The sequence below is a fragment of the Rhodobacteraceae bacterium M385 genome, from assembly GCA_025141835.1.
GTDB lineage: Bacteria > Pseudomonadota > Alphaproteobacteria > Rhodobacterales > Rhodobacteraceae > Gymnodinialimonas.
Window position 1 is genome coordinate 1,391,425 of the sequence record CP081102.1, and the last position, 22,723, is coordinate 1,414,147.

Genomic DNA, 22,723 nt, shown 5'->3' on the forward strand with positions numbered 1-22,723 from the left:
CCAGATCCCAACAGGAGACTAAAATGACCCTTTTCCGCGCAACAGCGACCAGCGCCATGGCGCTTGCTTTGACCGCCGGGGCAGCGATGGCTGACGCCCATGCCGAATGTGGCACCGTTACCTTCTCGGACGTCGGTTGGACCGACATCACCGCGACGACGGCGGCGACCACCGTGGTGCTCGAGGCGCTTGGCTATGAAACCGACATCCTCGTGCTGTCCGTACCAGTGACCTACACGTCGCTGGCCGAAGGCGATGTGGACATCTTCCTTGGCAACTGGATGCCCACGATGGAGGCCGATATCGCCCCTTATCGTGAGGCAGGCACTGTGGACACCGTGCGCGCAAACCTTGAAGGCGCCAAATACACGCTGGCCACCAACGCGGCTGGCGCGGCGCTTGGCATCACCGACTTCGCCTCCATCGCTGCGGCGATGGATGAGCTGGACGGAGAGATCTACGGCATCGAGCCCGGCAATGACGGCAACCGTCTGATTATGGATATGATCGAGGCCGACGCCTTTGGCCTGTCCGAGTTTGAGGTTGTCGAATCCTCGGAGCAGGGGATGCTGGCGCAAGTCGCCCGTGCATCAGATCGGGACGAGCCTGTCGTTTTCCTCGGTTGGGAACCCCACCCGATGAATGCCAACTTTGACCTGACCTATCTGGAAGGTGGCGACGATTGGTTCGGCCCCGATCTGGGCGGTGCGACGGTCTACACCAATACCTCTGCCGGTTATGTGGATGCCTGCCCGAACGTGGGCGCATTGCTGAACAACCTGTCGTTCAGCCTTGCCATGGAAAACGAGATCATGGGCGCGATCCTTGACGAAGGTGAAGATCCCGCCGACGCCGCGACCGCGTGGATGGCCGCTAACCCTGACGCCGTTATGGCTTGGCTGGACGGTGTGACCACCTTCGACGGTGGCGACGCAGCCGCCGCAGTGTCCGAAGCTCTGGGTCTTTAAACCACGTCAAAAGACAAACGGAAGGGCCTGCCGGTTGGCGGGCCCTTTTGGCAGACCCTGCAAAGCAACGGGGCGCGGGATATTCCGCAATTCCTTAACGACGTTAAGAAGTCCGCCAATGCATGACTTCCCCAAACTAACAGGACGACCCCTGACATGACTTGGTTCAGCGACTTACGCGCTTGGTGGCAAGAAGACGGCATCTCAGAGTGCTCATTTCCCAATGATCCCGATGTGACGGGGCCGATCACCTTTTTGACCGAATGCAAACTGCGCATCGGTGACGGGGCTGAGGCGGTATTCGATTGGCTACAATCTAACGGCGCGTTCATTTTTGACGCTTTGGCCGTGGCGCTGGAGGCAATGATCGAGGTCTTCCTCGCCATCTTGCAAGAGCCGCCCAACACCTCTTGGTGGCAGGATATTCGCCTGCGTGATGCCAGCTTTCTTTACCCGCAGGAATTACATCCCTTTCTAATCATTGCGATCTTTACGGGGCTGGCATGGTGGCTACATCGCGGCTGGAAGGTGCCCACCTTGGTGGCCGTGGGCTTCTTGTTCATCGTAAACCAAGGCTACTGGGAAGAAACGACCGAAAGCTTAACACTGGTGCTGTCGGCCTGTGTCGTTTGCATGGGCGTGGGCGTTCCGATTGGCATCGCAGTGGCCCATAGGCCCCGGCTATATGCTTGGATGCGGCCCATTCTGGATCTGATGCAGACCCTGCCGACCTTCGTCTATCTCATTCCAGCCATTGTGTTTTTCGGCATCGGCATGGTGCCGGGCCTGATTGCAACAGTGATCTTCGTGCTGCCCGCGCCGATCCGCCTGACGCATCTTGGCATCTCCTCCACGCCGAATTCCTTGCGCGAGGCCGCCGATGCATTTGGGGCCACGCCTTCGCAAAAATTGTGGAAGGTAGAGCTTCCCTACGCCCTGCCACAGATCATGACGGGCCTGAACCAAACCATCATGTTGTCGCTGTCGATGGTCGTCATCGCGGCGCTTGTGGGCGCCGATGGCTTGGGTGTTCCGGTGGTGCGGGCGTTGAACCAGGTGAACACGGGGCTTGGCTTTGAAAGCGGTTTCATCATCGTTGTGGTCGCCATCGTTCTAGACCGCACGTTGAGGGTGAAGGCATGAAACTGAACGGAAAATGCCATTGTGGGGCGGTGCAGTTTACGGCTGATCTCAAGGGCGGGCTGGCCTCTGCTCGCCGCTGTGATTGCTCCCTTTGCACCATGCGCGGGGCGGTCGCGGTCTCGACCGATCTGGAAGGGTTTACCATCACGAAGGGTGCAGAGAACCTGACGCTGTATCAGTTCAACACTCGCGTGGCCGAGCACTACTTTTGCAGCCATTGTGGCATCTACACTCACCACAAGCGCCGCTCCAACCCCAATGAATACGGGGTAAATCTGGCCTGTCTTGAAGGGCAGTCACCTTTCCAACTGGCCGAGATCATCGTCCATGACGGCCAGCAACACCCCAACGACGGAGGCCCCTCTGACGGGGTCGCCGGTATCTTGCGTTACGAGGTAAACCGATGAGCACAGCCGTTTCATTTCGCGATGTTTGCATCATGTTTGGTCCCCGTCCTGCGCAGGCGTTAACCCTTGCCGATCAGGGCGGCACCCGGTCCGACATTCAAGCCGCGACCGAGCATGTCTTGGGCGTTCACGACTGTTCTCTCGATGTGGAAGAAGGGGAGATCCTTGTTCTTATGGGGTTGTCGGGCTCCGGCAAATCCACGCTTCTGCGGGCGGTTAACGGGCTTAACCCTGTTGCCCGTGGGCAGGTCGAGGTGACGGACGGCGATTGGTCCTGCACCCTTCCGGGCGCCAGTGGCACTGATCTACGGTATCTGCGCCAGAATTGCGTCTCCATGGTTTTTCAGCAGTTTGGCCTGCTGCCTTGGCGCTCTGTGCGGGAAAATGTGGGGCTTGGGTTAGAGCTGGCCGGGCAATCCGCCGCTGACCGGAATGCCGCCGTTGAACAGCAGCTGGCCTTGGTGGGGCTTGCCGAATGGGCAGATCGCAAGGTGGGTGACTTGTCGGGCGGGATGCAGCAGCGTGTGGGTCTTGCGCGGGCGTTTGTGACCAACGCGCCGATCCTGTTGATGGATGAGCCGTTCTCGGCGCTCGACCCATTGATCCGCAGCAAATTGCAGGATGAATTGCTGGATTTGCAACGGGATCTGAAGCGCACGATTATCTTCGTGAGCCATGATCTGGACGAGGCCTTCAAAATCGGCAACCGCATCGCCATTCTTGAAGGGGGGCGCATCGTTCAAATCGGCACGCCACGGCAGATTTTCTCGGAACCGGCGACAGAGTATGTGGCGGAATTTGTGTCTAACATGAACCCCTTAGGCGTCCTGACCGCCCGCGATGTGATGCAGGATGTACCCACGGAAGCCCCAAGCGTTCCGGCCGAAATGCCGGTGAAAGACATCCTGGCCCGCTTCGCCGAAAATCCCGCCCCTTTGGCCGTCGAAGAGGGCGGAGAGATTGTGGGAACCGTGACCACGGATTCCGTGGCCGCGCGTCTAGGAACCCCCGGCTAAGCCTTTCATAAGGCGCTCCAAATGCCAGTCCGTGTCGCCTAATTGGTGGTCGATCATGACGAGCCGTTTGGCGTAGTGTGACAGCGGATATTCCCAAGTGATCCCGATGCCGCCGTGCATCTGGATCGCTTCTTCGGCCACGAGCCGTGCGATCTTTCCGACCAAGTGTTTCGCTTGAGCGGCGCGTTTTGCGAAGGCCTCGGTGCCATCGGCAGAGGCCGCAAGGATCACGATGGAGCGGGCTTGCTCGATCTCGATCGCCACGTCGATGGCGCGGTGCTGCAAGGCTTGAAACGCGCCGAGAGGCTGGCCGAATTGCTTGCGTGTCGTCAGGTAGTCCACCAGCGTGTCCTGCACCACCTCCATCGCGCCAAGAGCCTCGGCGCAAAGGGCCAATGCGCCCCGGTCCATGGCGTTTTGCAAAGCGTTTTCAGCATCTTCCAGCAGTAGCGTGGCAGGCGTGTCGTCAAAGAAGACCTCTCCCGCCGGGCCGCCATCTATCATCCCATAGCCGGTGATTTCGGCGTTTTCGGCGGGCATCTCAAACAAGGCGATCTTGCCGTTTTGCCGGGCCGCGACCAACAGAATTTCAGCAGCGGGTGCGCCGTAAACCACGGATTTCCGCCCTGTTAACCGGCCATTAACGCAACTTGTGGTGATGTCTTGCAGGTCATAGGGCGCGTCGCTTTCGCCGATGGCCAGCGTGTAGCGCGTGCCCGCCATCAACGGGTCCGCGTCAGTTAATAAGGAGGCCGCCATGAGTTGACCCAAAACCGGCTCCGGGCAAAGCGCTCGGCCCAATTCCTCAAACACGGTCACGATATCAAACCCGTGCCCGCCCATACCGCCGCGGTCCTCGGAGACGAGGGCGTAGAACAGGCCGAGTTCGGTCAGCTCCGCCCATTTGGTCGGATCATGGAAAGGCGCGTCGTAGGCGACAGCGTTGCGGTGAGAGATTTCATAGCTGTCCGCCAAATATCGGCGGAGGGTTTCTGACAACATGCGGCGGTCATCGGATTGCTCAAAGTTCATCGCGTCATCATCCCTTTGGCCAAGATGTTGCGTTGGATTTCGTTCGAGCCACCGTAGATCGAGATCTTTCGGTTGTTAAAGTAATCCGCGGCGTTGTGGCTGTGGTTGGGGGGCGTGATCGCCAGATTGTCCAAGTCTTCCGACGGGAAGGGGGCGGCCGCCGGACCCAACGCGCGCCGCGCCAGATCATTGAGGGATTGTCGGATCACCGTGCCCTTGATTTTCAGCATCGAAGGCTCTGCCCCCAATTGCCCGCCTGCGGCGGCTTTTGACAGCATCCGCAGGTTGGTGATTTTCATCGCCTCCAACTCGGCCTCTGTTTCTGCCAGGCGGGCGGCAAATAATGGGTTCTCGATCAACGGCTTGCCGTTTCGCTTGACGGTTCTTGCAAGGGCTTTGATCTGCGCCAAGGCTTGGACGGAGAACCCGGTGCCAGCGATGTTTGTCCGCTCGTGGCCCAGAAGATACTTGGCAATCGTCCAGCCGTCATTCTCGGCCCCTACCAAGTTTGCGACGGGCACGCGGACGTCGGTGAAGAACACTTCGTTTACCTCGAAACCGCCTTCAATCAGGCGTATGGGGCGCATCTCGACCCCCGGTGTATCCAGGTCGATCAGAAGGAAACTGATCCCGGCCTGAGGTTTGCCGTCAGAGCGGGTGCGCACAAGGCAGAAGATGCGGTTGGCGTATTGGCCGTAGGTCGTCCAAGTCTTCTGGCCGTTAACAATATAATGGTCCCCGTCGCGTTCCGCGCGGGTCTTGAGGGACGCAAGGTCACTGCCTGCGCCGGGCTCAGAATAGCCCTGACACCACCAATCACGCCCGTCCAAGATGCGTGGCAGAAGCTCTGACTGTTGCGCCGCAGAGCCGAATTTCATCAGCACAGGCGCGAGCATTTTCAGGCCGAACGGCACGATCCGTGGCGCGTTTGCCAAGGCGCTTTCTTCCTCGAAGATATGCAGTTTGATCGGGCCCCAGTCACAGCCGCCATGGGCCGCAGGCCAAGTGCCACCAAGCCATCCCTTGTCGTTCAGGATCGCGTGCCAATTGTGCATGTCATCGCGGGTGGGGCCGCTGCCATCGGCTACGCGGGCGGCGATATCTTTGGGCAAAGCCTTGGAGATAAAAGCGCGAACCTCGGCTTGAAAAGCAAGCTCTTGCGGCGAAAATGATAGATCCATCGTACCCCTCCCGTGGCTACGGAAGGGTAACAGGCGGTGGTAGAAAATCTAGCGGGAACGCTACGTTACGCCAAGTAGTGCTACATTGAGAACGATGTGCCGCAGCCGCAGGAAGACGACGCATTGGGGTTCTCAATCGTGAACCGCGCGCCGATCAGCTCTTCCGAGAAGTCGATAATCGCATCGGCCAAGAAGGGCAGGGACACGATATCGACAACGACTTTCTGGCCTTGGCCTTCCAGCACCAAGTCATCTGAACCCGGCGCATCGAGCTTGATTTCATACTGAAACCCGGAGCAGCCGCCACCTTCAACGGCCACGCGCAGGGCTTGTGGGGCGTCGGCCGCCGCGTTGATCTCGGCCAAACGCGCGAAGGCGCGGTCTGTGACTTTGGGCGGAATGGAAAGCATGGGCGTTCACCTGTCGTAAATCGCGTGTGGGTACAATATATGGGCGGCAGGGGCGCGGGACAAGATCGCCTCTTTGGAGGCAGAAATTATGCGTGCAGTCTATTCATGCGACCCAACAGCCACGCGCGGACGCATCGTGGCGGAAGAAGAAAGCGCTCATCGGTCGCCGTTTCAACGCGACCGGGATCGGATTATTCACTCCAGCGCCTTCCGCCGCCTGAAGCATAAAACGCAGGTGTTTGTGGAGCATGAGGGCGATTATTTCCGCACCCGCCTGACCCATTCGCTGGAGGTGGCGCAGGTCGCCCGCACCATGGCGCGGTCGCTGGGGCTGGATGAAGACCTGACGGAAACTGTCGCTTTGGCCCATGATTTGGGCCATCCGCCGTTTGGCCACACGGGCGAGGATGCGCTGCAAGCGCTGATGGAACCTTACGGCGGCTACGACCACAATGCGCAGGCGCTGCGGATTGTCACCCATCTGGAACGTCACTACGCAGAGTTCGATGGGCTTAACCTGACTTGGGAAACGTTGGAAGGGATCGCCAAACACAACGGCCCTGTGCCCGAGCCGTTGCCGTGGGCCTTGGCGGCTAGTTGCAAAGGCATTGATCTGGAATTGACCACCCATGCCTCGGCCGAGGCGCAGGTTGCGGCCCTTGCCGATGACATTGCCTACAACCATCACGATTTGCACGACGGCCTGCGGGCCGAGCTGTTTTCAACTGATGAGCTTGCGAAGTTGCCGATCCTGGACGCCTGTTTTGCAGAGGTGGACAAGCGTTACCCCGGCCTAAACTACTACCGCCGACGGCATGAGGCGCTGCGGCGGTTCTTTGGCGTCTTGGTAGAAGATGTGTTGGACCACGCACGCGCCGTTTTGGCCGAAGTTGCCCCCCAAAGCCCGATGGATATCCGCATGGCGGGGCGGCCGATCATTCGCTTTTCTCAAAGCCTGTTTGATGATCTGCAAGTCATCCGCAAGTTCCTGTTCACCCGCATGTATCGTGCGCCCTCGGTCGTGGTGATGCGTCGGGACGTGACCCAAGTGGTGGAGGAATTATTCCCGTTCTTCCTGCAAAACCCCGGCGAATTGCCCAAGCAATGGCGCAAGGATGTGGAAGATGTCGCGGGCGATGCCACGGCGCTGGCGCGGATCGTGTCTGATTATATCTCGGGGATGACCGACAGATTTGCCCTGCAAAGCCACCAAAGGTTGATCGGTGGCCTGGAAGGCGGCACAGTGAAAGGGCCCCACTCGCTCAATTTCGGAGCCTGATCATGCCTTCATTTCTGCGCCCTATCCTGCCTGCGGCGGCCCTTTTTGCGTCCACAGTCATCGCCCATGCGTTTCCTCAAGACGGCCTTTTTTATCAAGGCTTTACCTGCCCCGCTGAAGGGTTTGATCCGGGTGGCGAACGCACCGCCTCGCTGTCATTCCCGACCCTATGCCTGACCGAGCAGTGTTGCGACCTGTCGAACCCGATCAACGTGCGCGATATGGATGAAACCTTCCTCTACGATGGAGCCTGCACAGCCGAAGGCGTCGATTTTGACGCGCGATTGCTAGTGGGGGATGCCTCCATTGATGGGCTGGTCGTGGTGTTGAACAATACCGCCCATACCTATGTGCGGTGTGAGCCCTAGTTTCCCGCGCCGCGCGTCCCTTTTATAACGCTCGGATTTTATCATGAAACTTTCAATACTCAGCACCGCCGTATTGGTCACGGCGCTGGCGGCTCAGGCCGCCACGGCGCAGGTCACCAACGGTCGCTTCCAGATCGGCGCTTGTACGACGCACCCGCTCGACACCATCGTACGCCTTGAAAACAATGTCCTTTCCTTCTGGGAAAGCACCTGCACCCTGTCCAATCCAGTACCGATCCAAGGCACCGAGGGTTTTTCCTACATCGGAAATTGCGCGGGCGAAGGGCTGGAATGGACGGCGAACATGCTGCTAATCCCCTTGCAGAGCGACACCGTGATGCGGATGATTAATGACGGTATCGTGACCGACTACAACCGTTGCACGCCGTAACGCCGCACCCCTGTCTGCATTGACCTTGGCGAGGGCCATGATACACCCCCGGTGATCTTAAAAGGACACCGCTCATGACCCTCTTCGCCGAGATCCGCGAAACCGTTTTGGCCGCCGTTGGCGGGCTTGTTGCTGATGGCATCCTTCCCGAAGGTTTGGAGACGCACGCCGTCACGGTGGAGCCGCCGCGCGATGCGTCCCACGGGGATATGGCGACCAACGCCGCGATGGTGCTGGCTAAACCTGCGCGCCTCAAGCCACGCGATATCGCCGAGGCGCTGGCCGCGAAACTGGCAGACGATCCCCGGATCGACGCCGTCGATGTGGCGGGGCCGGGGTTTTTGAACCTACGGTTGTCGGGCGATGTTTGGCGTGCTGTTATCGGGCAGGTCTTGCAACAAACTAACGCGTTCGGGCGGTCCAGCGTTGGCGAAGGGCGGCGCGTTAACGTCGAATATGTCAGCGCAAATCCCACTGGCCCGTTGCATGTAGGCCACACGCGGGGCGCGGTATTTGGCGATGCTTTGGCCTCGCTTCTGGACGTCGCGGGCTATGACGTGACGCGGGAATATTACATCAACGACGGTGGTGCGCAGGTCGATGTCCTCGCGCGGTCGGTGTATCTGCGATATCTGGAGGCCCACGGCCAAGAGGTTGCGTTTGAGGATGGCACCTATCCCGGCGATTACCTGATCGAGGTCGGCCAAGCGCTGAAAGATAAGGTTGGTGACCAGATCGTCGGCAAGGGTGAACAGTTCTGGCTGGCCGATATCCGTGCATTCGCGACCGAGAAGATGATGGACCTGATCCGTAAGGATCTAGCGATGCTCGGCGTCGAGATGGACGTGTTCTATTCGGAAAAATCGCTCTATGGGACGGGCCGGATTGAGGCAGCGATTGGTGATCTGCGCGACAAAGGCCTGATCTACGAAGGCTACCTGGAGCCGCCAAAAGGCAAGAAGCCCGATGATTGGGAACCCCGCGAACAGACCCTGTTCAAGTCCACCGAGCACGGCGACGATGTGGATCGTCCGGTGATGAAATCCGACGGGTCGTGGACCTATTTCGCCCCCGACATCGCCTATCATTTTGATAAGGTTTCCAGAGGCTTCGATGAGCTGATCGACGTTTTTGGTGCCGATCATGGGGGCTATGTGAAGCGGATGAAGGCGGCTGTTTCGGCGCTGTCTGACGGCTCGGTTCCGCTGGATGTGAAGCTGACGCAATTGGTTAAACTGCGCCGTGGCGATGAAGAACTGAAAATGTCAAAGCGGGCAGGGACGTTCGTGACCCTGGCCGATGTGGTCGAGATGGTCGGCCCTGACGTAACGCGGTTCCACATGTTGACGCGCAAGAACGACGCGCCGTTGGATTTTGACGTGGACAAGGTGCGCGAACAATCCAAGGACAACCCCGTCTGGTACGTGCAATACGCCCACGCGCGGATCAAATCTGTGCTGCGCAAGGCGGAAGACGCGGGCATGACGGCGGATGTGGCAAACCTTAACGCCATTAACGATCCCGCGGAATTGGCCCTTGCGGCCAAGATCGCGGAATACCCGCGCCTGATCGAGATTGCCGCCAAAGGCCACGAGCCGCACCGGGTGGCCTTCTATCTGTATGATTTGGCGTCGGAATTCCACGGGCTCTGGAACAAGGGCAACACGGACGAGAGCCTGCGCTTCTTCCAAGAGGCTGATCCATCGGCAACATCTGGGAAATTGTGCCTGATTTCCGCTGTGGCGATTGTCATTTCCAACGGTCTTGGTATCTTGGGGGTCACTCCGGTCGATCAGATGTGAGGCGCAAGACCTCTCCCGACCCGGACGTCACAGGCAAAAAATGACCCGGGCAGCGTGCTGTGACCGGGCGATGAGGCGGGCATGGCAGATATCCAATATTCCGGGGAACATTCCTCTGGCGCGTATTCCTATGATGGCGGCTATGAATATGGCCACGAACAGGCGGCACCTGTTGCCGCCTCGGCGGACGCATCGCGGGTTACTCAACTGGTGAACTGGGCCGGGGCGTTGGTGTCCATGGGCCTCGTGATCGGCATGGGCGTTTGGGCGTTCCAGCTTCTGGTACGTGACGTGGCCGATGTGCCGGTGATCCGGGCACTGGACGGGCCGATGCGGGTCGCCCCCGAAAACCCCGGCGGTTCTATCGCTGAAAATCAAGGGCTTGCGGTGAACCGCTTGGCCGAAGGGGCCGAGGCCGCGCCGGTGCCAGACCAGCTACTGTTGGCCCCTCCACCGCAAGATCTGGCCGAGGCGGACACAACGCCAGAGGAAGCGCCGGTGGAACAAGAATTCGCCAATGCCTCCTCCGCGCTGCCCGATATTGACGCGGAAGTCCTGCCCGAAGTGATCCCGGAAGAAGACACCGAAACGCTGATTGCGCGTCTGTTGCAAGAGGCCACGCCGCTTAGCGACATGGACGCGCCCGCGCTAGATGAACCTACCGCCGATGCAGAGGCCGAAGTTGTGGCCGACATCGTCCCGGTTTCCGTGCCCGGCGTGCGCCGCTCCCCACGTCCGGCAGCGCGGCCTGCCGGCCTTTCTGCCCGTGCCCCCGCCGCAGCGCCTGCCGCCACCAATGCCGTGGCCGAAGGGGTGACGGAAGATGACGAAGGCTTCGAGATCGCCACCTCCGAGCTAGAGGCCGGCACCCGTCTTGTGCAGCTCGGCGCTTTTGACACGCCCGCCCTTGCGCGGTCCGAATGGCAACGCCTGTCCGGCAACTTCCCGGACTTCTTTCTGGGCCGCGCCCGCGTGATCGAAGAGGCGACATCGGGCGGCCAAACCTTCTATCGTCTCCGTGCCCACGGCTTCGGCGACCTGTCCGCATCGCGCCGTTTCTGCGCCGCGCTGGTGGCCCAAGGGGCGGCCTGTATTCCGGTTACCGTTCGCTAGGATGACCCACTCTGCCACCATCCTCGGGTGTGAGGGGTTGGCCCTGACCAATGATGAACGCGCCTTCTTTTCGCAGGCGCGGCCCTGGGGCTTTATCCTTTTTGCGCGCAACATCAAGAACGCCGCGCAAGTCTCTGCTTTAACGGCGGAACTGCGCGATGCTGTGGGCTATGACGCACCCATTTTGATTGACCAGGAAGGGGGCCGCGTGCAGCGGATGCGGGGCCCGATTTGGCGCGAATGGAAGCCCCCACTGGAACAGATGGAACAGGCCGGCCCGCGTGCCATGACGCTGCGCTATCGGCTGATCGCCCATGAGCTGCGTGCCGTGGGGATCGACGTGAACTGCGCCCCCACCGCCGACGTGGCGCGGGATGAAACCCACCCCTTTCTGCGCAACAGGCTTTATGGGACCGATGTGAATACGGTCGCGCAAGCCGCACGGGCCGTTGCACAGGGCCTTCTGGCGGGTGGCGTCTTGCCGGTGGTCAAACACATACCCGGCCACGGTGCGGCAGTGACCGACAGCCACAAAGACCTGCCTCGCGTCACGCAAGACCGCGCTACCTTGCAAGCTGTTGATTTTGCAGCATTCCAAGCGCTCAAATCCCTGCCCTTGGGAATGACTGCCCATATCGTGTTTGAAGCCTTGGGCAGCCGCCTTCCGGCCACGATGGACCCGGAGATCATCGCGATGATCCGCGAAGATATCGGGTTTCAGGGCGCGTTAATGACCGACGATCTGTCTATGGGTGCCTTGCCCGGCCCCATCGGTGAACGCGCGGCAAGGGCGCGGGCGGCGGGGTGCGATCTGATCCTGCATTGCAATGGCGAACTGCCAGAAATGCACGATGTTGTTGCGGCCTCAGGGACGCTCGACGGGGAAGCGAAGACCCGCACAGACGCCGCGTTAGCCCTCCGCAGAACACCCGATCCGCTTGACATCGAGGCCATAGAGGCGGAACTTTCCGACCTTCTGGGCGGAGAGGTTTATGTCTGACACCGGCGCGGGGCAACCAGCCAACACCGATGAATGGGATTCCGTCGCCGCCCGCCGTGAGGCCGAGGCGCTGATCGTTGACGTGGACGGCTATGAAGGCCCATTGGACCTTTTGCTGACCCTCTCGCGCACGCAGAAGGTGGACCTGCGCAAGATTTCGATCCTCGCGCTGACCGAGCAATACCTTGTTTTCATTGAGAAGGCTCGTCAGTTGCGGATCGAGTTGGCCGCAGATTATCTGGTCATGGCGGCATGGCTCGCCTTCCTGAAATCCAAACTTCTACTGCCTCCGGAACCGGGGGAAGAAGGCCCCTCGGGCGAAGATCTTGCCGCGCATCTGGCGTTCCAGCTAGAGCGTTTGGCCGCCATGCGTGACTGCGCCGCGCGGCTGATGGCGCGTGACCGTCTTGGCCGCGATCGTTTTGTGCGCGGTGCGCCGCAAGTGATGACCACGCACCGCCGCGTGACGTATACGGCGGGCCTGCTCGATTTGATGCAAGCCTATGCCCGCATCCGCACCAAGGATGAATTCCGCCCTTTCGTCATGGACCGCGAGGCGGTGTTAACCATGGAAGAAGCGTTGGATCGCCTGCGTGGTTTGGTGGGCTTCATGGGCGATTGGTCCGATCTGATGTCTTATTTGCCCGACGGTTGGACCATGGACCCGGCCAAGCGCCGCTCGGCCGCGGCGGCAAATTTTGCAGCGGCGCTGGAGCTGGCCAAGGCGGGCCGCGTGGAAATTCGCCAATCTGAGACCTTCTCGCCCATTCAACTGCGCCGGAAAGATACATGACCGACACCCCCGATCGCCCCGAACCGCAGGCCGAGGAAAGCCTGTTTCGCGCCCCCCCGTTGGCCGAGCAGGAACGTATGGTTGAGGCGCTTTTGTTTGCTTCAGCCGAGCCGGTAAGCCTGTCCGAGATGGCGGCGCGCATGCCCCATGGCGCGGACCCGGCCGAAGCGCTGCACCTACTGCGTCGCCGATACGAGGGGCGGGGGGTGCAGGTCACGAAAATCGGCGATGCTTGGGCGTTTCGGACGGCGGCGGACCTTGGTTTCTTGATGGCGCGAGAGCAGGTGGAGCAGCGCAAGCTAAGCCGTGCCGGGATCGAGACATTGGCGATCATCGCCTATCACCAGCCTGTGACACGGGCAGAAATTGAGGAAATTCGCGGCGTTAGCGTCAGTCGCGGTACGGTCGATCTGTTGATCGAGCTCGATTGGATCAAGTTTGGGCGCCGTCGCATGACGCCCGGTCGCCCGGTGACCTATGTGGTGACGCAAGTCTTCCTCGATCATTTTGGGTTGGAATCCGCCCGCGATCTGCCGGGTCTCAAGGAACTACGCGATGCGGGCCTTTTGGAAAGCCGTCCGCCAGAGGCTGAAGAGCCCGCTGACACCCGCGATGAGAACACGGGTGATATGTTCGACGATGATGCGGAAGCTGCCCCCGATGACGACGCGGTTATCTTTGAAGATGACGCCTGACTTTCGCCGCACTCGCCCGCTAAGGTCAGGGCAACAGGCAAAGTAGGAGGTCACTTATGGACCGGATTCTTAATATGATATTGCGGCAAGTCATTGGCCGCGTTGTCAATAAAGGCATCGACGCGGGCATTGACCACGCCACGCGGGGACGCAATGGCGCCGCACCAAATTCCGAACAGCGTGGCCAAGCGAAGGGCGCTGTGCGCCAAGCGCGCGGTGCGATGCGGATGTTCCGACGGATTGGCCGGATGTAATCGGCGGGCCTCACGGGCCATTTTGTACTGAGATAACGCCTTAACGGGGCCTTGGGTGGTGGCTTAGCGGCCACACCTTTGGCGCCCTGTTTCTTGTCCGCGACCTCTGCCTAGATTTTGCCTTATTTCCCCGGCACCCCTGTGGATAAGACAAAAACAAAAAAGAAAAGAGGCAGTGTTATGGAGCGATTGGTCACAAACTTCCTGCGCTTTGTTGCGGGACGCGATGGCGAAAGAGCCGTAGATATCCACGTAAACCGGATCGCAATGGGCGGCAGTCACGACCGCGCATTGAGCGCGTTCAAGGCAGATCAAGCTAAGCTCGCGAGCCGCCAAGACGGCGCAACCTTCGCCAGCAAACGCGCGGCGAAGTAGTTCTAAAAACCTACGGAAAACCCGACAGGCGCCCTCTGGGGCGTCTTTTTCGTTTGAGAAACAGCAATCTGCGCGCATGATTGGGGGGCATTAACCAAATGGGACCTCTAGATTCATGACTTTTAGAACTGTTTTGGGCGCGGCTGCCGCCTGCCTGACCTTTACCGGCGCGGCCTATGCCAATGTGAACTACGCCTGTGGTGCGGCGAATGGCATTGACTTCACCGCCATCTATTTTGACGAGGAAGACGTGGTCGCCGTCGATGCGCGCAATCAGGCCACTGGGCAGGTCTCAAGGGCCATATTAGGTTCGGCCGTGTCCGGCAGCGGGGCGCGGTTCTTCGATGCCGCCAGCGGCTTGGACTTCGTGGAACATCAGGGACAAGCGTTCCTGTCCACACTGTCAGGCGCGCAATTCAACTGCATCGTGACCTCTGTGACTGAGCCGGGCGGCAACGTGGCTGTGCCGGGCAATCAAGCACAAGGTGGAGGCACCTTTGCGGGCTTTTCCTTTGGCGGCAACCTAAGGGCCGGGCCGGGCACAAACTTTGCCGATGTCGGTTCGACCTTCAACGGGCAGCAGTTGACACTGATTGCGGATACGGGCGTTGGCTTTAACGGCTTTAATTGGTGGGTGGTTCAGCTTCTCAACGGTCAGCAAGCGCACCAATGGGGCGGGCTGTTGTGCGCGCCGCGCTTTGTGCTGAACGGCATTTTCAACGACGGCTGTTGAGGCGGTGTGACCCACTGATAGCCCCAAAAAAAAGGGGCGCTAGAAGCGCCCCTTCTCTTATATCATAACTGCTGATTAGCAGCTGTAGTACATCTTGTATTCCATCGGGTGCGGCGTGTGCTCGTAGGCGTAAACCTCTTCCCACTTCAGCGCGGCGTAGCCTTCGATCTGGCTGCGGGTGAACACGTCACCTTTCAGCAGATACTCGTGATCGGCTTCCAGCTCGTCCAGCGCTTCGCGAAGCGAGGCACAGACGGTTGGGATGCCTGCCAGCTCTTCCGGTGGCAGATCGTAAAGATCTTTGTCGGAAGGATCGCCGGGGTTGATCTTGTTCTGGATACCGTCGAGGCCAGCCATCAGCAGGGCCGCGAAGCACAGGTAGGGGTTTGCCGCCGGATCGGGGAAACGCGCCTCTACGCGCTTGGCTTTGGGGCTTTCCGTCCATGGAATACGCACGCAGCCGGAGCGGTTACGGGCGGAATACGCGCGCAGAACGGGGGCCTCAAAGCCCGGGATCAGACGCTTGTAGGAGTTGGTGGACGGGTTGGTGAAGGCGTTCAAGGACTTCGCGTGCTTCAGAACACCACCGATGAACCATAGGGCCTCGTCGGAAAGGTCAGCGTATTTGTCGCCAGCGAACAAGGGTTTGCCGTCTTTCCAGATCGACATGTTCACGTGCATCCCGGTGCCGTTGTCGCCTGCGATGGGCTTGGGCATGAACGTAGCGGACTTGCCATAGGCGTGGGCCACGTTGTGGATGACGTATTTGTATTTCTGAAGTTCGTCGGCCTGTTTTGTCAGGCTATCGAAGATCAGGCCAAGCTCGTGCTGGCAGGACGCAACCTCGTGGTGGTGCTTGTCCACTTTCATGCCGATGTTTTTCATCGTCGAAAGCATTTCCGAGCGCAGATCGTGGGATGCGTCGATCGGGTTCACAGGGAAATAGCCGCCCTTGATGCCGGGACGGTGGCCCATGTTGCCCATTTCGTACTCGGTGTCGCCGTTCCAGGAAGCATCCTGTGCGTCAACTTCGTAGGAAACCTTGTTGATCTCAACGGACATGCGCACGTCGTCGAAGATGAAGAATTCAGCTTCAGGACCACAGTAGAACACGTCGCCGATGCCCGAGGACTTCAGGTAGGCTTCGGCTTTTTCGGCGGTGCCGCGTGGGTCGCGATCATAGGCTTCGCCGGTGTCAGGCTCAACAACCGAGCAATGCACGCAAAGCGTTTTCTCGGCGTAGAAGGGGTCTACGTAGGCGCTGTCAGTGTCCAGCATCAGCTTCATGTCGGAAGCTTCAATGCCTTTCCAACCCGCGATGGAGGAGCCATCGAACATGAATCCTTCCTCGATGAAGTCTTCGTCTACCTGATCGGCGATCAGCGTTACGTGCTGCAACTTACCGCGCGGGTCGGTGAAGCGAACGTCGACGTAGGCTACGTCTTCGTCCTTCATCATTTTCAAAAAGCTCTCTGTGCTCATCGTCAGTTTTCCTTGAGTTCGTAAGGTGTTCGGTTTGGCCCGCGCGGGGGCGGGGCCGTTAGTGTCCTACAGCGCGTCTTCGCCAGCTTCGCCGGTGCGGATGCGGATCGCTTGGCTCACGTCGGAGACGAAGATTTTGCCGTCGCCGATCTTGTCTGTCTTGGCGGCGTTGATGATCGCCTCGATGGCGGCATCTGCCAGATCGTCGGACAAAACGACCTCGATCTTAACTTTGGGCAGGAAATCCACCACATATTCCGCGCCGCGATACAGTTCGGTGTGGCCCTTTTGACGGCCAAAACCTTTGACCTCGGTCACGCTGAGACCTTGAATGCCGATCTCTTGGAGGGCCTCTTTGACCTCATCCAGTTTGAACGGTTTGATGATTGCTTCGATTTTCTTCATGGTTCCCGTGTCCTCCTCGTCGCAGCCTTGGGCCCGCAGTCTTAGCAACGTGACACCACTTTGCGCGAGCAACGTCCATGCGGCACGGGGGAAGCGTTGGGGGTGAGATGGAGATTCCGACGTGTGCGATCAAAAAATAGGCTGAGCGATTAAAATATGTGCAAAAGTGAATCGCGACCGGAGCGTGCTGTGACGCAATTGCTGACATCCGCGCAGATGCGCCGCGTCGAAAAAGACGCGTTGGATTCTGGTCGTGCCACAGGGTTGGACCTGATGGAGCAGGCCGGGCAGGCGGTGGTCGACGCGGTGTTTTCGCGCTGGCCCGCCTTGGCGGCCAAGCCTCACCAAGGGGTGGTTTTATGCGGTCCCGGTAACAACGGCGGCGACGGCTACGTCATCGCGCGGCTGTTGCATGACTGGGGCTGGCGGGTGACGGTCTACGGCTTTGGCGTGCCGGGGGAGGCCACGCCAGATGCGCAGGCGAACCACGCGCGTTGGCTTGAAATCGGCCCGGTCGCGGACCTCACCGAGGCGAATTTTGGCGGTGCGGATTTAATTGTCGATGCAATTTTCGGAATCGGCCTGAGCCGGGGATTCGTGCCCCCCGCATCAATCGGCGCGGCGTTCCACAGCATGTTTGCCGATGGGTTTTGGGGTCACGGAAACGCGCGCTCTCCGTTTGTGGTCGCCGTCGATGTCCCATCGGGCCTTGATGCTGACAGCGGCGTCGTTTTGAGCGCCGAGGGGGACTGGATCGGCGACATCGGTGCGCATCTGACCGTTACGTTCCACGCCCCCAAGCAAGGCCATATGCTGGCTGATGGACCGCAGGTTTGCGGTGAATTATTGGTCACAGACATCGGTTTGCGGGGTTCGGAAGCCGAGGAACGCGACGATCTACGCTTGGCGCGGCTTCCCGACCCGATGTTGGCGGAACCCAGTTTGGCGAAGGGTTTCGGCCATAAATATAACCACGGTCACGCGCTGTTGGTATCGGGGCCCATGGGGCGCAGCGGCGCGGCTCGCATGGCGGCAAGGGCGGCATTGCGCATCGGGGCGGGGCTGGTGACGTTGGCGGTTCCGGGCTCGGCCATGATGGAATGCGCTGCGCATTTGACTGCTATCATGGCCCGGAGATGCGACGGGGCCGAAGCCCTCAGTACCCTTCTCGGTGATGCTCGTTTCAACGCCTTGTGCCTTGGGCCGGGCATGGGGATCGGGCCCAACACCCAAGAGATGGTCGCAAGCGCGTTGGCCACAAAACGCCCTGTGGTGCTGGACGCTGACGCCTTGACCGTCTTCGCCGATGATCCCGCGGCCCTGTTCAACATGCTCCACCCGCAGGCCATTCTGACGCCCCATGGCGGCGAATTCGCCCGGCTGTTTCCAACAATCGCCGCGCGGTTGGACGCTTCGGCCACCCAAGGCCCCGCCTACTCCAAGATCGACGCGACCCGAGAGGCCGCCGCCATCGCGGGTTGCGTGGTGCTATTCAAGGGGGCGGATACGGTCATCGCCACGCCGGACGGTCGGGTCCGCGTCCATTCCGCCGCCTACGATCGCGCGGCTCCCTGGTTGGCCACGGCTGGGGCGGGGGACGTGTTGGCGGGGATCATCACGGGGCTGCTTGCACGGGGCTTTGATCCCCTTTGGGCGGCCGAGGCCGGAGCCTTCCTACATGTAGAGGCCGCGCGGGCCGTTGGACCGGGACTTATCGCCGAGGACCTGCCCGAGAATCTGCCAAAGGTGTTGCGGGAACACGGTTACTAAAGGGCACATACGCAAAACGGCGCCCAAACGGACGCCGTTTTGTGGAGGAAGTGTCGGACCGGGCGGCAAAACGCCCGGGTGCGACTTAAGCCTTGGCTGCCACCTTTGGCTTGTCAGCCGAGGCCAGTTCAAGGCCATCGGCATAAAGGATTTCTGGCGCCCCGAAGTAAAGCGACAGCATGATCTGGCGCCCCTCAGTCTCGGTGCGGATGAATTCGCCATCGACCAGACGCGCGGCTTGAGGGGCGGCAATGTCCTTGCCCCACAGCGCCTGAGCGCGCCAGTCACGGACCAGCACACGCTGGCCGGGCATCAGGGTGATGTTTGTAGAAGGCTTACCGCCAAGGGCGTCGGCCGAAACAACAACGCGGGGCGTGCCTTCGGGCAGGTTGTGGCGCATGACGGCCTTCAACTTGCGCACGCCGCGGCGGGTGATGATGCGGTCGCCGGGATTCAAGAACTCGACAGGGATAGCGCCGTCCATGGTAAGAACGGTGGTTCCGGGCGCAAGGCCAGCCTCACAGGCATTGGTCTTGCCGCCCGCGCGGGCCGTGGGCCGCGGGGAAGAATTGGTCATTGGGTTTACTGCTCGCTCGTTCGGGCATTTGTTGCCTCGTGTTTGTGTAAGCGAGTCTACGCCATCAACGCCCATCGGGCGAGTGTTTTCTTCAACGATCAAAGTGGTGTCAGTCATGTGTCTTCCCCTCAGGTTTTCGGGTGGCAGCCCGTTGATGAACTCGTTCTCGCGGTGAATTGGGGCGCAATATGGGCAAAACCGCGTTACGGGTGGGTTAATGCTAAGGTAAATTTTGGTCTCGATTTGCCGCGAATGCCCTGCTAAGTGCAGCCCCAGTGCGGGTGTGGCGGAATTGGTAGACGCACCAGATTTAGGTTCTGGCGCCGCGAGGCGTGGGGGTTCGAGTCCCTTCACCCGCACCATTTTTCTTAAATTTTTAGGTATTTTCAATCACTTAGGTCGCGCCTGGCGCCCTGAGGTCCCCGTGGCGCGGTCTTCACGTTTGTGCCCCACCTTAGTCAATTGCCCGAGTCGCCGAGGGGCCATGGCGCGCGGCTGCCCATTGCTTTGGCCCAATCCGCAGGTCAAACTTTGCGCAAGACCCGCGCCAAAACCGAAGAAGAAAGTGCTCCAATGACATCGGCCCCCCGCATTATCCCTCCGGCGCTGCAAGGCGTGTACGATAATTGGCACTTCGCGCCCGCCGTTGTGTCCAACGGACTTATCTTCTGTTCCGGGATCATCGGCACCAGCCCAGACGGCGAGCCACCCTCTGATGATGGTCTTGCGGGGGCGCAGGCGACCACCAATGCGCCGACAAACACTTTGACCGAGTTGGTGGCCGTCCGAGACCCAGAGGCACAATTCGCCACCGCATTTGAGGCGCTGCGCGCGATCCTCCAGGCGGCTGGGGCGGAGCTTTCTGATGTGGTGGAGATCACCACCTACCATGTGGACATGTCCCGCCACATGGCGACCTTCATGGCCGTAAAAGACCGATACCTGCCGCCGCCTTTTCCCGCCTGGACCGCCATCGGCGTGGCCGAGTTGATCGTGCCCGGTGGCCTGATGGAGATCCGCGCCGTGGCGCAAGCCCCCTTAGCGGATGGGTGAGATTTTTGGGCCCGTCCCGTCAGACCGAAACGACCTCTTCCAGCGATCGCTCCACGCGTGACTCGTGGACAAAGGGATGCGTTTCTAGGCCAAATGCGCGGTCGAACAAGCGATTGCGCATAAGCTTCAAGTTGCGTCTCTACATCTCCCCAGCCGCAATGGCAGCAAATACTTAAGGAATGGCACGCTGAGGGGGGGCCGCTCGCCAAGTAGTGATCTCATTCAGTCGTCTCCTACGGAAACGCTCTTGCAAATCAAGGCTCACTCGGTTTGGGAAGGGAAACACCGCATGCTCGGCACTTACGCGAAGGATCACCCATGACGTTCACCATTGGCATTGGCCCGAATATCCGAAAATCCGCTTATTTTGAGGCAACGGTACGCGATGGGGTGCAGAGCTTTTCGGTCTACAACCACATGTATATTCCCGGCCATTTCGGGAACCCGGAGGCAGAGTATGACCGTCTTTTGAATGGCGTGGCGATGTGGGACGTGGCGGCGCAGCGGCAGGTGCAGTTGCAGGGCCCCGACGCGGCGCTACTGGCGCAATATTTGACCCCCCGAGACTTGAGCAAAACCAAAGTGGGGCAGGGGCGCTATGTGCCGATATGCGACCACGATGGTTGGCTGATCAACGATCCGGTGTTGCTAAAATTGTCGGACACGCGGTTTTGGCTGTCTGTGGCGGATAGCGATATCCACCTTTGGGCGGCAGCGATTGGTAAGGAAAAGGGCTGGGATGTAGAAGTGACTGAGCCCGATGTCTCGCCCCTCGCCATCCAAGGTCCCAAAGCGGTGGAGGTGGCGGCAAAGCTCTTTGGCGATAGGGTGCGCGACTTCCGCTATTTCGGGTTTGAGGAAACGAGCCTTGAGGGCATTCCCTTGGTGCTGGCCCGGTCCGGTTGGTCCAAGCAGGGCGGGTTTGAGTTGTACCTGATGGATGGCGCACGGGGCGTTGAGCTGTGGGATCTCGTGAAAGAGGCTGGCGCGCCTTTTGACATTGGCCCTGGAGCGCCAAACGATACAGAGCGCTTGGAAAGCGGCCTGATCTCTTACGGGGCGGATATGCGGTGGCAGACCCACCGGGCCGATCCGTTTGAAATGGGCTTGGGTAAGCTGGTTGATCTTTCTGCCGGGCACGATTTCGTGGGCCGCGCGGCGCTGACGCGATTGGCGGACGCACCGCGCCAGCGGGCCATGGTGGGGTTGGTGATTGCAGGCACGCCTGAATTCCCCGGCCATCCTTTGCCGCTTTGCCATGAGGGCGCTGAGGTGGGCTACGTCAGCGAATTGGTTTTTTCCAAACGGATGCAATCCACGATTGGCGTGGGAATGATCCGCGCCGATCTTGAAGAAGGGGCGGCGGGGTTAACGGTTCGTATCGATGGGGTAGATCATGCCGCGCGCACCCATAGGATACCGTTCATTTAAGGAGCGCTTATGCCAGCATCTTCCCATCGGGGCTTACCAGATTTGATCAAGCAGGGTGAAGACCTCAGCCACCATGGGGTCGTCTTTGCGGGCGGCGAGGGCAATGAAACAAAGGCAGGCGGGCACGGAAACGTTCTGGCAAACAGCAAGGCCGAAGGATTGCTTTTGGTGCAGCGCGATGGACTCTCGGCAAAGGCTTAACCCGATGCCAGAGCGGACCATTTCCAGCATCGAGGCTTCTTGATCCACCAAGGCCACGACATTCTGCGGCTTTCCGGTGGCTTCAAACACTTTGGCCAATAGGCGATGGTGGACCGAGGTTTGCCGCGTGCCAATCCAAGGCAATGTTGCCAGCCTCGACCAATCGGCGTTTTCGACTTGGTTCTGCCACCCCGCCGGGGCGATGACGCGGTAGCTGAAATCTGCCAGCTTGATCGCGTGAATGGGGGCATCGGAGGTAGTCTCGATCTGGGCCATGTCATCGGGCGCACATAGGTAAAAACCTGCGTCCACACGCCCCTGTTTCACCCATTTTAACACATCGCCGCTCACCCCGTGGATCAGCTCTGTTTCAATCTTTGGATGATCTCTGCGCAGGTGCGCTAACAAGCGCCCCAGTCGGATGAATTCGGGGTCCACAATGGTCCCAAGGGTCAACTGGCCGCTGACTTGGCCCAAGCGCTGGCTGGCGCTGCGGCGGAATTCACCCATCGCGGTCAAGACTTGCTCGGCCTTGCCCAACATCGCGGCACCGTCATGGGTAATCTTCAACCCGCTGGCGGTGCGGGTGAACAGCGTGATCCCGGTTTCATCGCTTAGCCTTTTGATCTGATGGCTGATGGCGGGTTGGGTCAGATTCAACACCTCTGCCGCACGGGACACGCTGCCTTCTCGGGCGACGGTCACAAAGGCCAAGATGGTGTTAAGGTTGGAAAATCTATCCATATAAAAGGAACTAATATAGCTATGTGAGAATTGTCATTAGATTTGTGCCGCAAAGGGCGGCAAAGGTCTTGGTCAATCAAGGACGATAGCGGGCAGGATG

Annotated in this window: 25 protein-coding genes and 1 tRNA gene; 19 read left to right on the forward strand and 7 right to left on the reverse strand. The window is 59.9% G+C overall.

Features of this window, described 5'->3' with window-relative positions:
* Positions 1-23 precede the first annotated feature (23 nt).
* The 4 genes from choX to choV all read left to right on the forward strand — a co-directional run bounded on the left by choX (position 24) and on the right by choV (position 3,534).
* The gene (gene choX, locus K3728_06785) at positions 24-968 is read left to right on the forward strand and encodes a choline ABC transporter substrate-binding protein (GenBank protein ID UWQ96915.1); all 945 of its coding nucleotides are present in this window, start codon (positions 24-26) and stop codon (positions 966-968) included.
* Positions 969-1,214: 246 nt separating this feature from the next.
* Positions 1,215-2,111 (forward strand): choline ABC transporter permease subunit, encoded by an 897-nt coding sequence (gene choW, locus K3728_06790; protein ID UWQ97478.1) that lies wholly within the window; start codon positions 1,215-1,217, stop codon positions 2,109-2,111.
* On the forward strand, positions 2,108-2,518 hold the full coding sequence (locus K3728_06795) for a GFA family protein (GenBank protein UWQ96916.1): 411 nt from the start codon (positions 2,108-2,110) through the stop codon (positions 2,516-2,518). The genes choW and K3728_06795 overlap by 4 nt, the downstream gene beginning before the upstream one ends.
* On the forward strand, positions 2,515-3,534 hold the full coding sequence (gene choV / locus K3728_06800) for a choline ABC transporter ATP-binding protein (protein UWQ96917.1): 1,020 nt from the start codon (positions 2,515-2,517) through the stop codon (positions 3,532-3,534). The genes K3728_06795 and choV overlap by 4 nt, the downstream gene beginning before the upstream one ends.
* Here the strand turns inward: choV and K3728_06805 are convergent.
* The 3 genes from K3728_06805 to K3728_06815 all read right to left on the reverse strand — a co-directional run bounded on the left by K3728_06805 (position 3,517) and on the right by K3728_06815 (position 6,157).
* A complete protein-coding gene (locus tag K3728_06805; GenBank protein UWQ96918.1) occupies positions 3,517-4,566 on the reverse strand; it encodes an acyl-CoA dehydrogenase family protein in 1,050 nt (349 codons plus the stop codon). The two genes, choV and K3728_06805, sit on opposite strands and share 18 nt — an antisense overlap.
* A complete protein-coding gene (locus K3728_06810; protein UWQ96919.1) occupies positions 4,563-5,747 on the reverse strand; it encodes an acyl-CoA dehydrogenase family protein in 1,185 nt (394 codons plus the stop codon). The genes K3728_06805 and K3728_06810 overlap by 4 nt, the downstream gene beginning before the upstream one ends.
* A gap of 80 nt (positions 5,748-5,827) precedes the next feature.
* Entirely contained in the window at positions 5,828-6,157 is a 330-nt protein-coding gene (locus K3728_06815; protein UWQ96920.1) for an iron-sulfur cluster assembly accessory protein, read from the reverse strand.
* Positions 6,158-6,245: 88 nt separating this feature from the next.
* Here K3728_06815 and K3728_06820 point away from each other — a divergent pair, with 88 nt between their 5' ends.
* The 11 genes from K3728_06820 (at position 6,246) to K3728_06870 (ending at position 14,960) form a co-directional block, all read left to right on the forward strand.
* Positions 6,246-7,436 carry a deoxyguanosinetriphosphate triphosphohydrolase gene (locus K3728_06820; GenBank protein UWQ96921.1) on the forward strand — a complete coding sequence of 397 codons (1,191 nt, stop codon included), beginning with the start codon at positions 6,246-6,248 and terminating at the stop codon, positions 7,434-7,436.
* A gap of 2 nt (positions 7,437-7,438) precedes the next feature.
* Complete coding sequence (locus K3728_06825; GenBank protein UWQ96922.1) at positions 7,439-7,804, forward strand: hypothetical protein; 366 nt, start codon at positions 7,439-7,441, stop codon at positions 7,802-7,804.
* A 43-nt stretch (positions 7,805-7,847) separates the two neighbouring features.
* Positions 7,848-8,195 (forward strand): hypothetical protein, encoded by a 348-nt coding sequence (locus K3728_06830; GenBank protein UWQ96923.1) that lies wholly within the window; start codon positions 7,848-7,850, stop codon positions 8,193-8,195.
* Between the two features lie 74 nt (positions 8,196-8,269).
* Entirely contained in the window at positions 8,270-9,997 is a 1,728-nt protein-coding gene (gene argS, locus K3728_06835) for an arginine--tRNA ligase (GenBank protein UWQ96924.1), read from the forward strand.
* An 81-nt stretch (positions 9,998-10,078) separates the two neighbouring features.
* On the forward strand, positions 10,079-11,110 hold the full coding sequence (locus K3728_06840; GenBank protein UWQ96925.1) for an SPOR domain-containing protein: 1,032 nt from the start codon (positions 10,079-10,081) through the stop codon (positions 11,108-11,110).
* A 1-nt stretch (position 11,111) separates the two neighbouring features.
* Complete coding sequence (locus K3728_06845) at positions 11,112-12,110, forward strand: beta-hexosaminidase (protein ID UWQ96926.1); 999 nt, start codon at positions 11,112-11,114, stop codon at positions 12,108-12,110.
* Positions 12,103-12,903 (forward strand): segregation/condensation protein A, encoded by an 801-nt coding sequence (locus tag K3728_06850; GenBank protein ID UWQ96927.1) that lies wholly within the window; start codon positions 12,103-12,105, stop codon positions 12,901-12,903. Before K3728_06845 ends, K3728_06850 begins: the two co-directional genes overlap by 8 nt.
* Positions 12,900-13,598: an SMC-Scp complex subunit ScpB gene (gene scpB, locus K3728_06855; GenBank protein ID UWQ96928.1), complete on the forward strand. Its 699-nt coding sequence runs from the start codon at positions 12,900-12,902 to the stop codon at positions 13,596-13,598. Before K3728_06850 ends, scpB begins: the two co-directional genes overlap by 4 nt.
* Before the next feature lie 56 nt (positions 13,599-13,654).
* Positions 13,655-13,852, forward strand: coding sequence for a hypothetical protein (locus K3728_06860; GenBank protein UWQ96929.1), 198 nt, complete (start codon positions 13,655-13,657; stop codon positions 13,850-13,852).
* A 180-nt stretch (positions 13,853-14,032) separates the two neighbouring features.
* Positions 14,033-14,227, forward strand: a complete 195-nt coding sequence (locus K3728_06865; protein UWQ96930.1) for a hypothetical protein — start codon at positions 14,033-14,035, stop codon at positions 14,225-14,227.
* 115 nt (positions 14,228-14,342) lie between these two features.
* A complete protein-coding gene (locus K3728_06870; protein UWQ96931.1) occupies positions 14,343-14,960 on the forward strand; it encodes an MliC family protein in 618 nt (205 codons plus the stop codon).
* A 75-nt stretch (positions 14,961-15,035) separates the two neighbouring features.
* Here K3728_06870 and glnA read toward each other — a convergent pair whose 3' ends face one another.
* Both glnA and K3728_06880 read right to left on the reverse strand, forming a co-directional pair.
* Positions 15,036-16,442, reverse strand: a complete 1,407-nt coding sequence (glnA, locus tag K3728_06875; protein ID UWQ96932.1) for a type I glutamate--ammonia ligase — start codon at positions 16,440-16,442, stop codon at positions 15,036-15,038.
* Positions 16,443-16,508: 66 nt separating this feature from the next.
* Positions 16,509-16,847: a P-II family nitrogen regulator gene (locus tag K3728_06880; protein UWQ96933.1), complete on the reverse strand. Its 339-nt coding sequence runs from the start codon at positions 16,845-16,847 to the stop codon at positions 16,509-16,511.
* Between the two features lie 189 nt (positions 16,848-17,036).
* Between K3728_06880 and K3728_06885 the strand changes: the two genes are divergently transcribed.
* A complete protein-coding gene (locus K3728_06885) occupies positions 17,037-18,617 on the forward strand; it encodes an NAD(P)H-hydrate dehydratase (protein UWQ96934.1) in 1,581 nt (526 codons plus the stop codon).
* A gap of 85 nt (positions 18,618-18,702) precedes the next feature.
* Here K3728_06885 and K3728_06890 read toward each other — a convergent pair whose 3' ends face one another.
* Positions 18,703-19,311 (reverse strand): Hint domain-containing protein, encoded by a 609-nt coding sequence (locus K3728_06890; protein ID UWQ96935.1) that lies wholly within the window; start codon positions 19,309-19,311, stop codon positions 18,703-18,705.
* Between the two features lie 160 nt (positions 19,312-19,471).
* On the opposite strand from K3728_06890, the gene K3728_06895 reads away from it, so the two are divergent.
* The 3 genes from K3728_06895 to K3728_06905 all read left to right on the forward strand — a co-directional run bounded on the left by K3728_06895 (position 19,472) and on the right by K3728_06905 (position 21,678).
* Positions 19,472-19,556 (forward strand) — tRNA-Leu (locus K3728_06895).
* Between the two features lie 211 nt (positions 19,557-19,767).
* The gene (locus K3728_06900; protein ID UWQ96936.1) at positions 19,768-20,247 is read left to right on the forward strand and encodes a RidA family protein; all 480 of its coding nucleotides are present in this window, start codon (positions 19,768-19,770) and stop codon (positions 20,245-20,247) included.
* A 318-nt stretch (positions 20,248-20,565) separates the two neighbouring features.
* Positions 20,566-21,678, forward strand: coding sequence for a glycine cleavage system protein T (locus K3728_06905; protein UWQ96937.1), 1,113 nt, complete (start codon positions 20,566-20,568; stop codon positions 21,676-21,678).
* Positions 21,679-21,711: 33 nt separating this feature from the next.
* Here the strand turns inward: K3728_06905 and K3728_06910 are convergent, their stop codons facing one another.
* Complete coding sequence (locus tag K3728_06910; protein UWQ96938.1) at positions 21,712-22,623, reverse strand: LysR family transcriptional regulator; 912 nt, start codon at positions 22,621-22,623, stop codon at positions 21,712-21,714.
* Positions 22,624-22,723 lie beyond the last annotated feature (100 nt).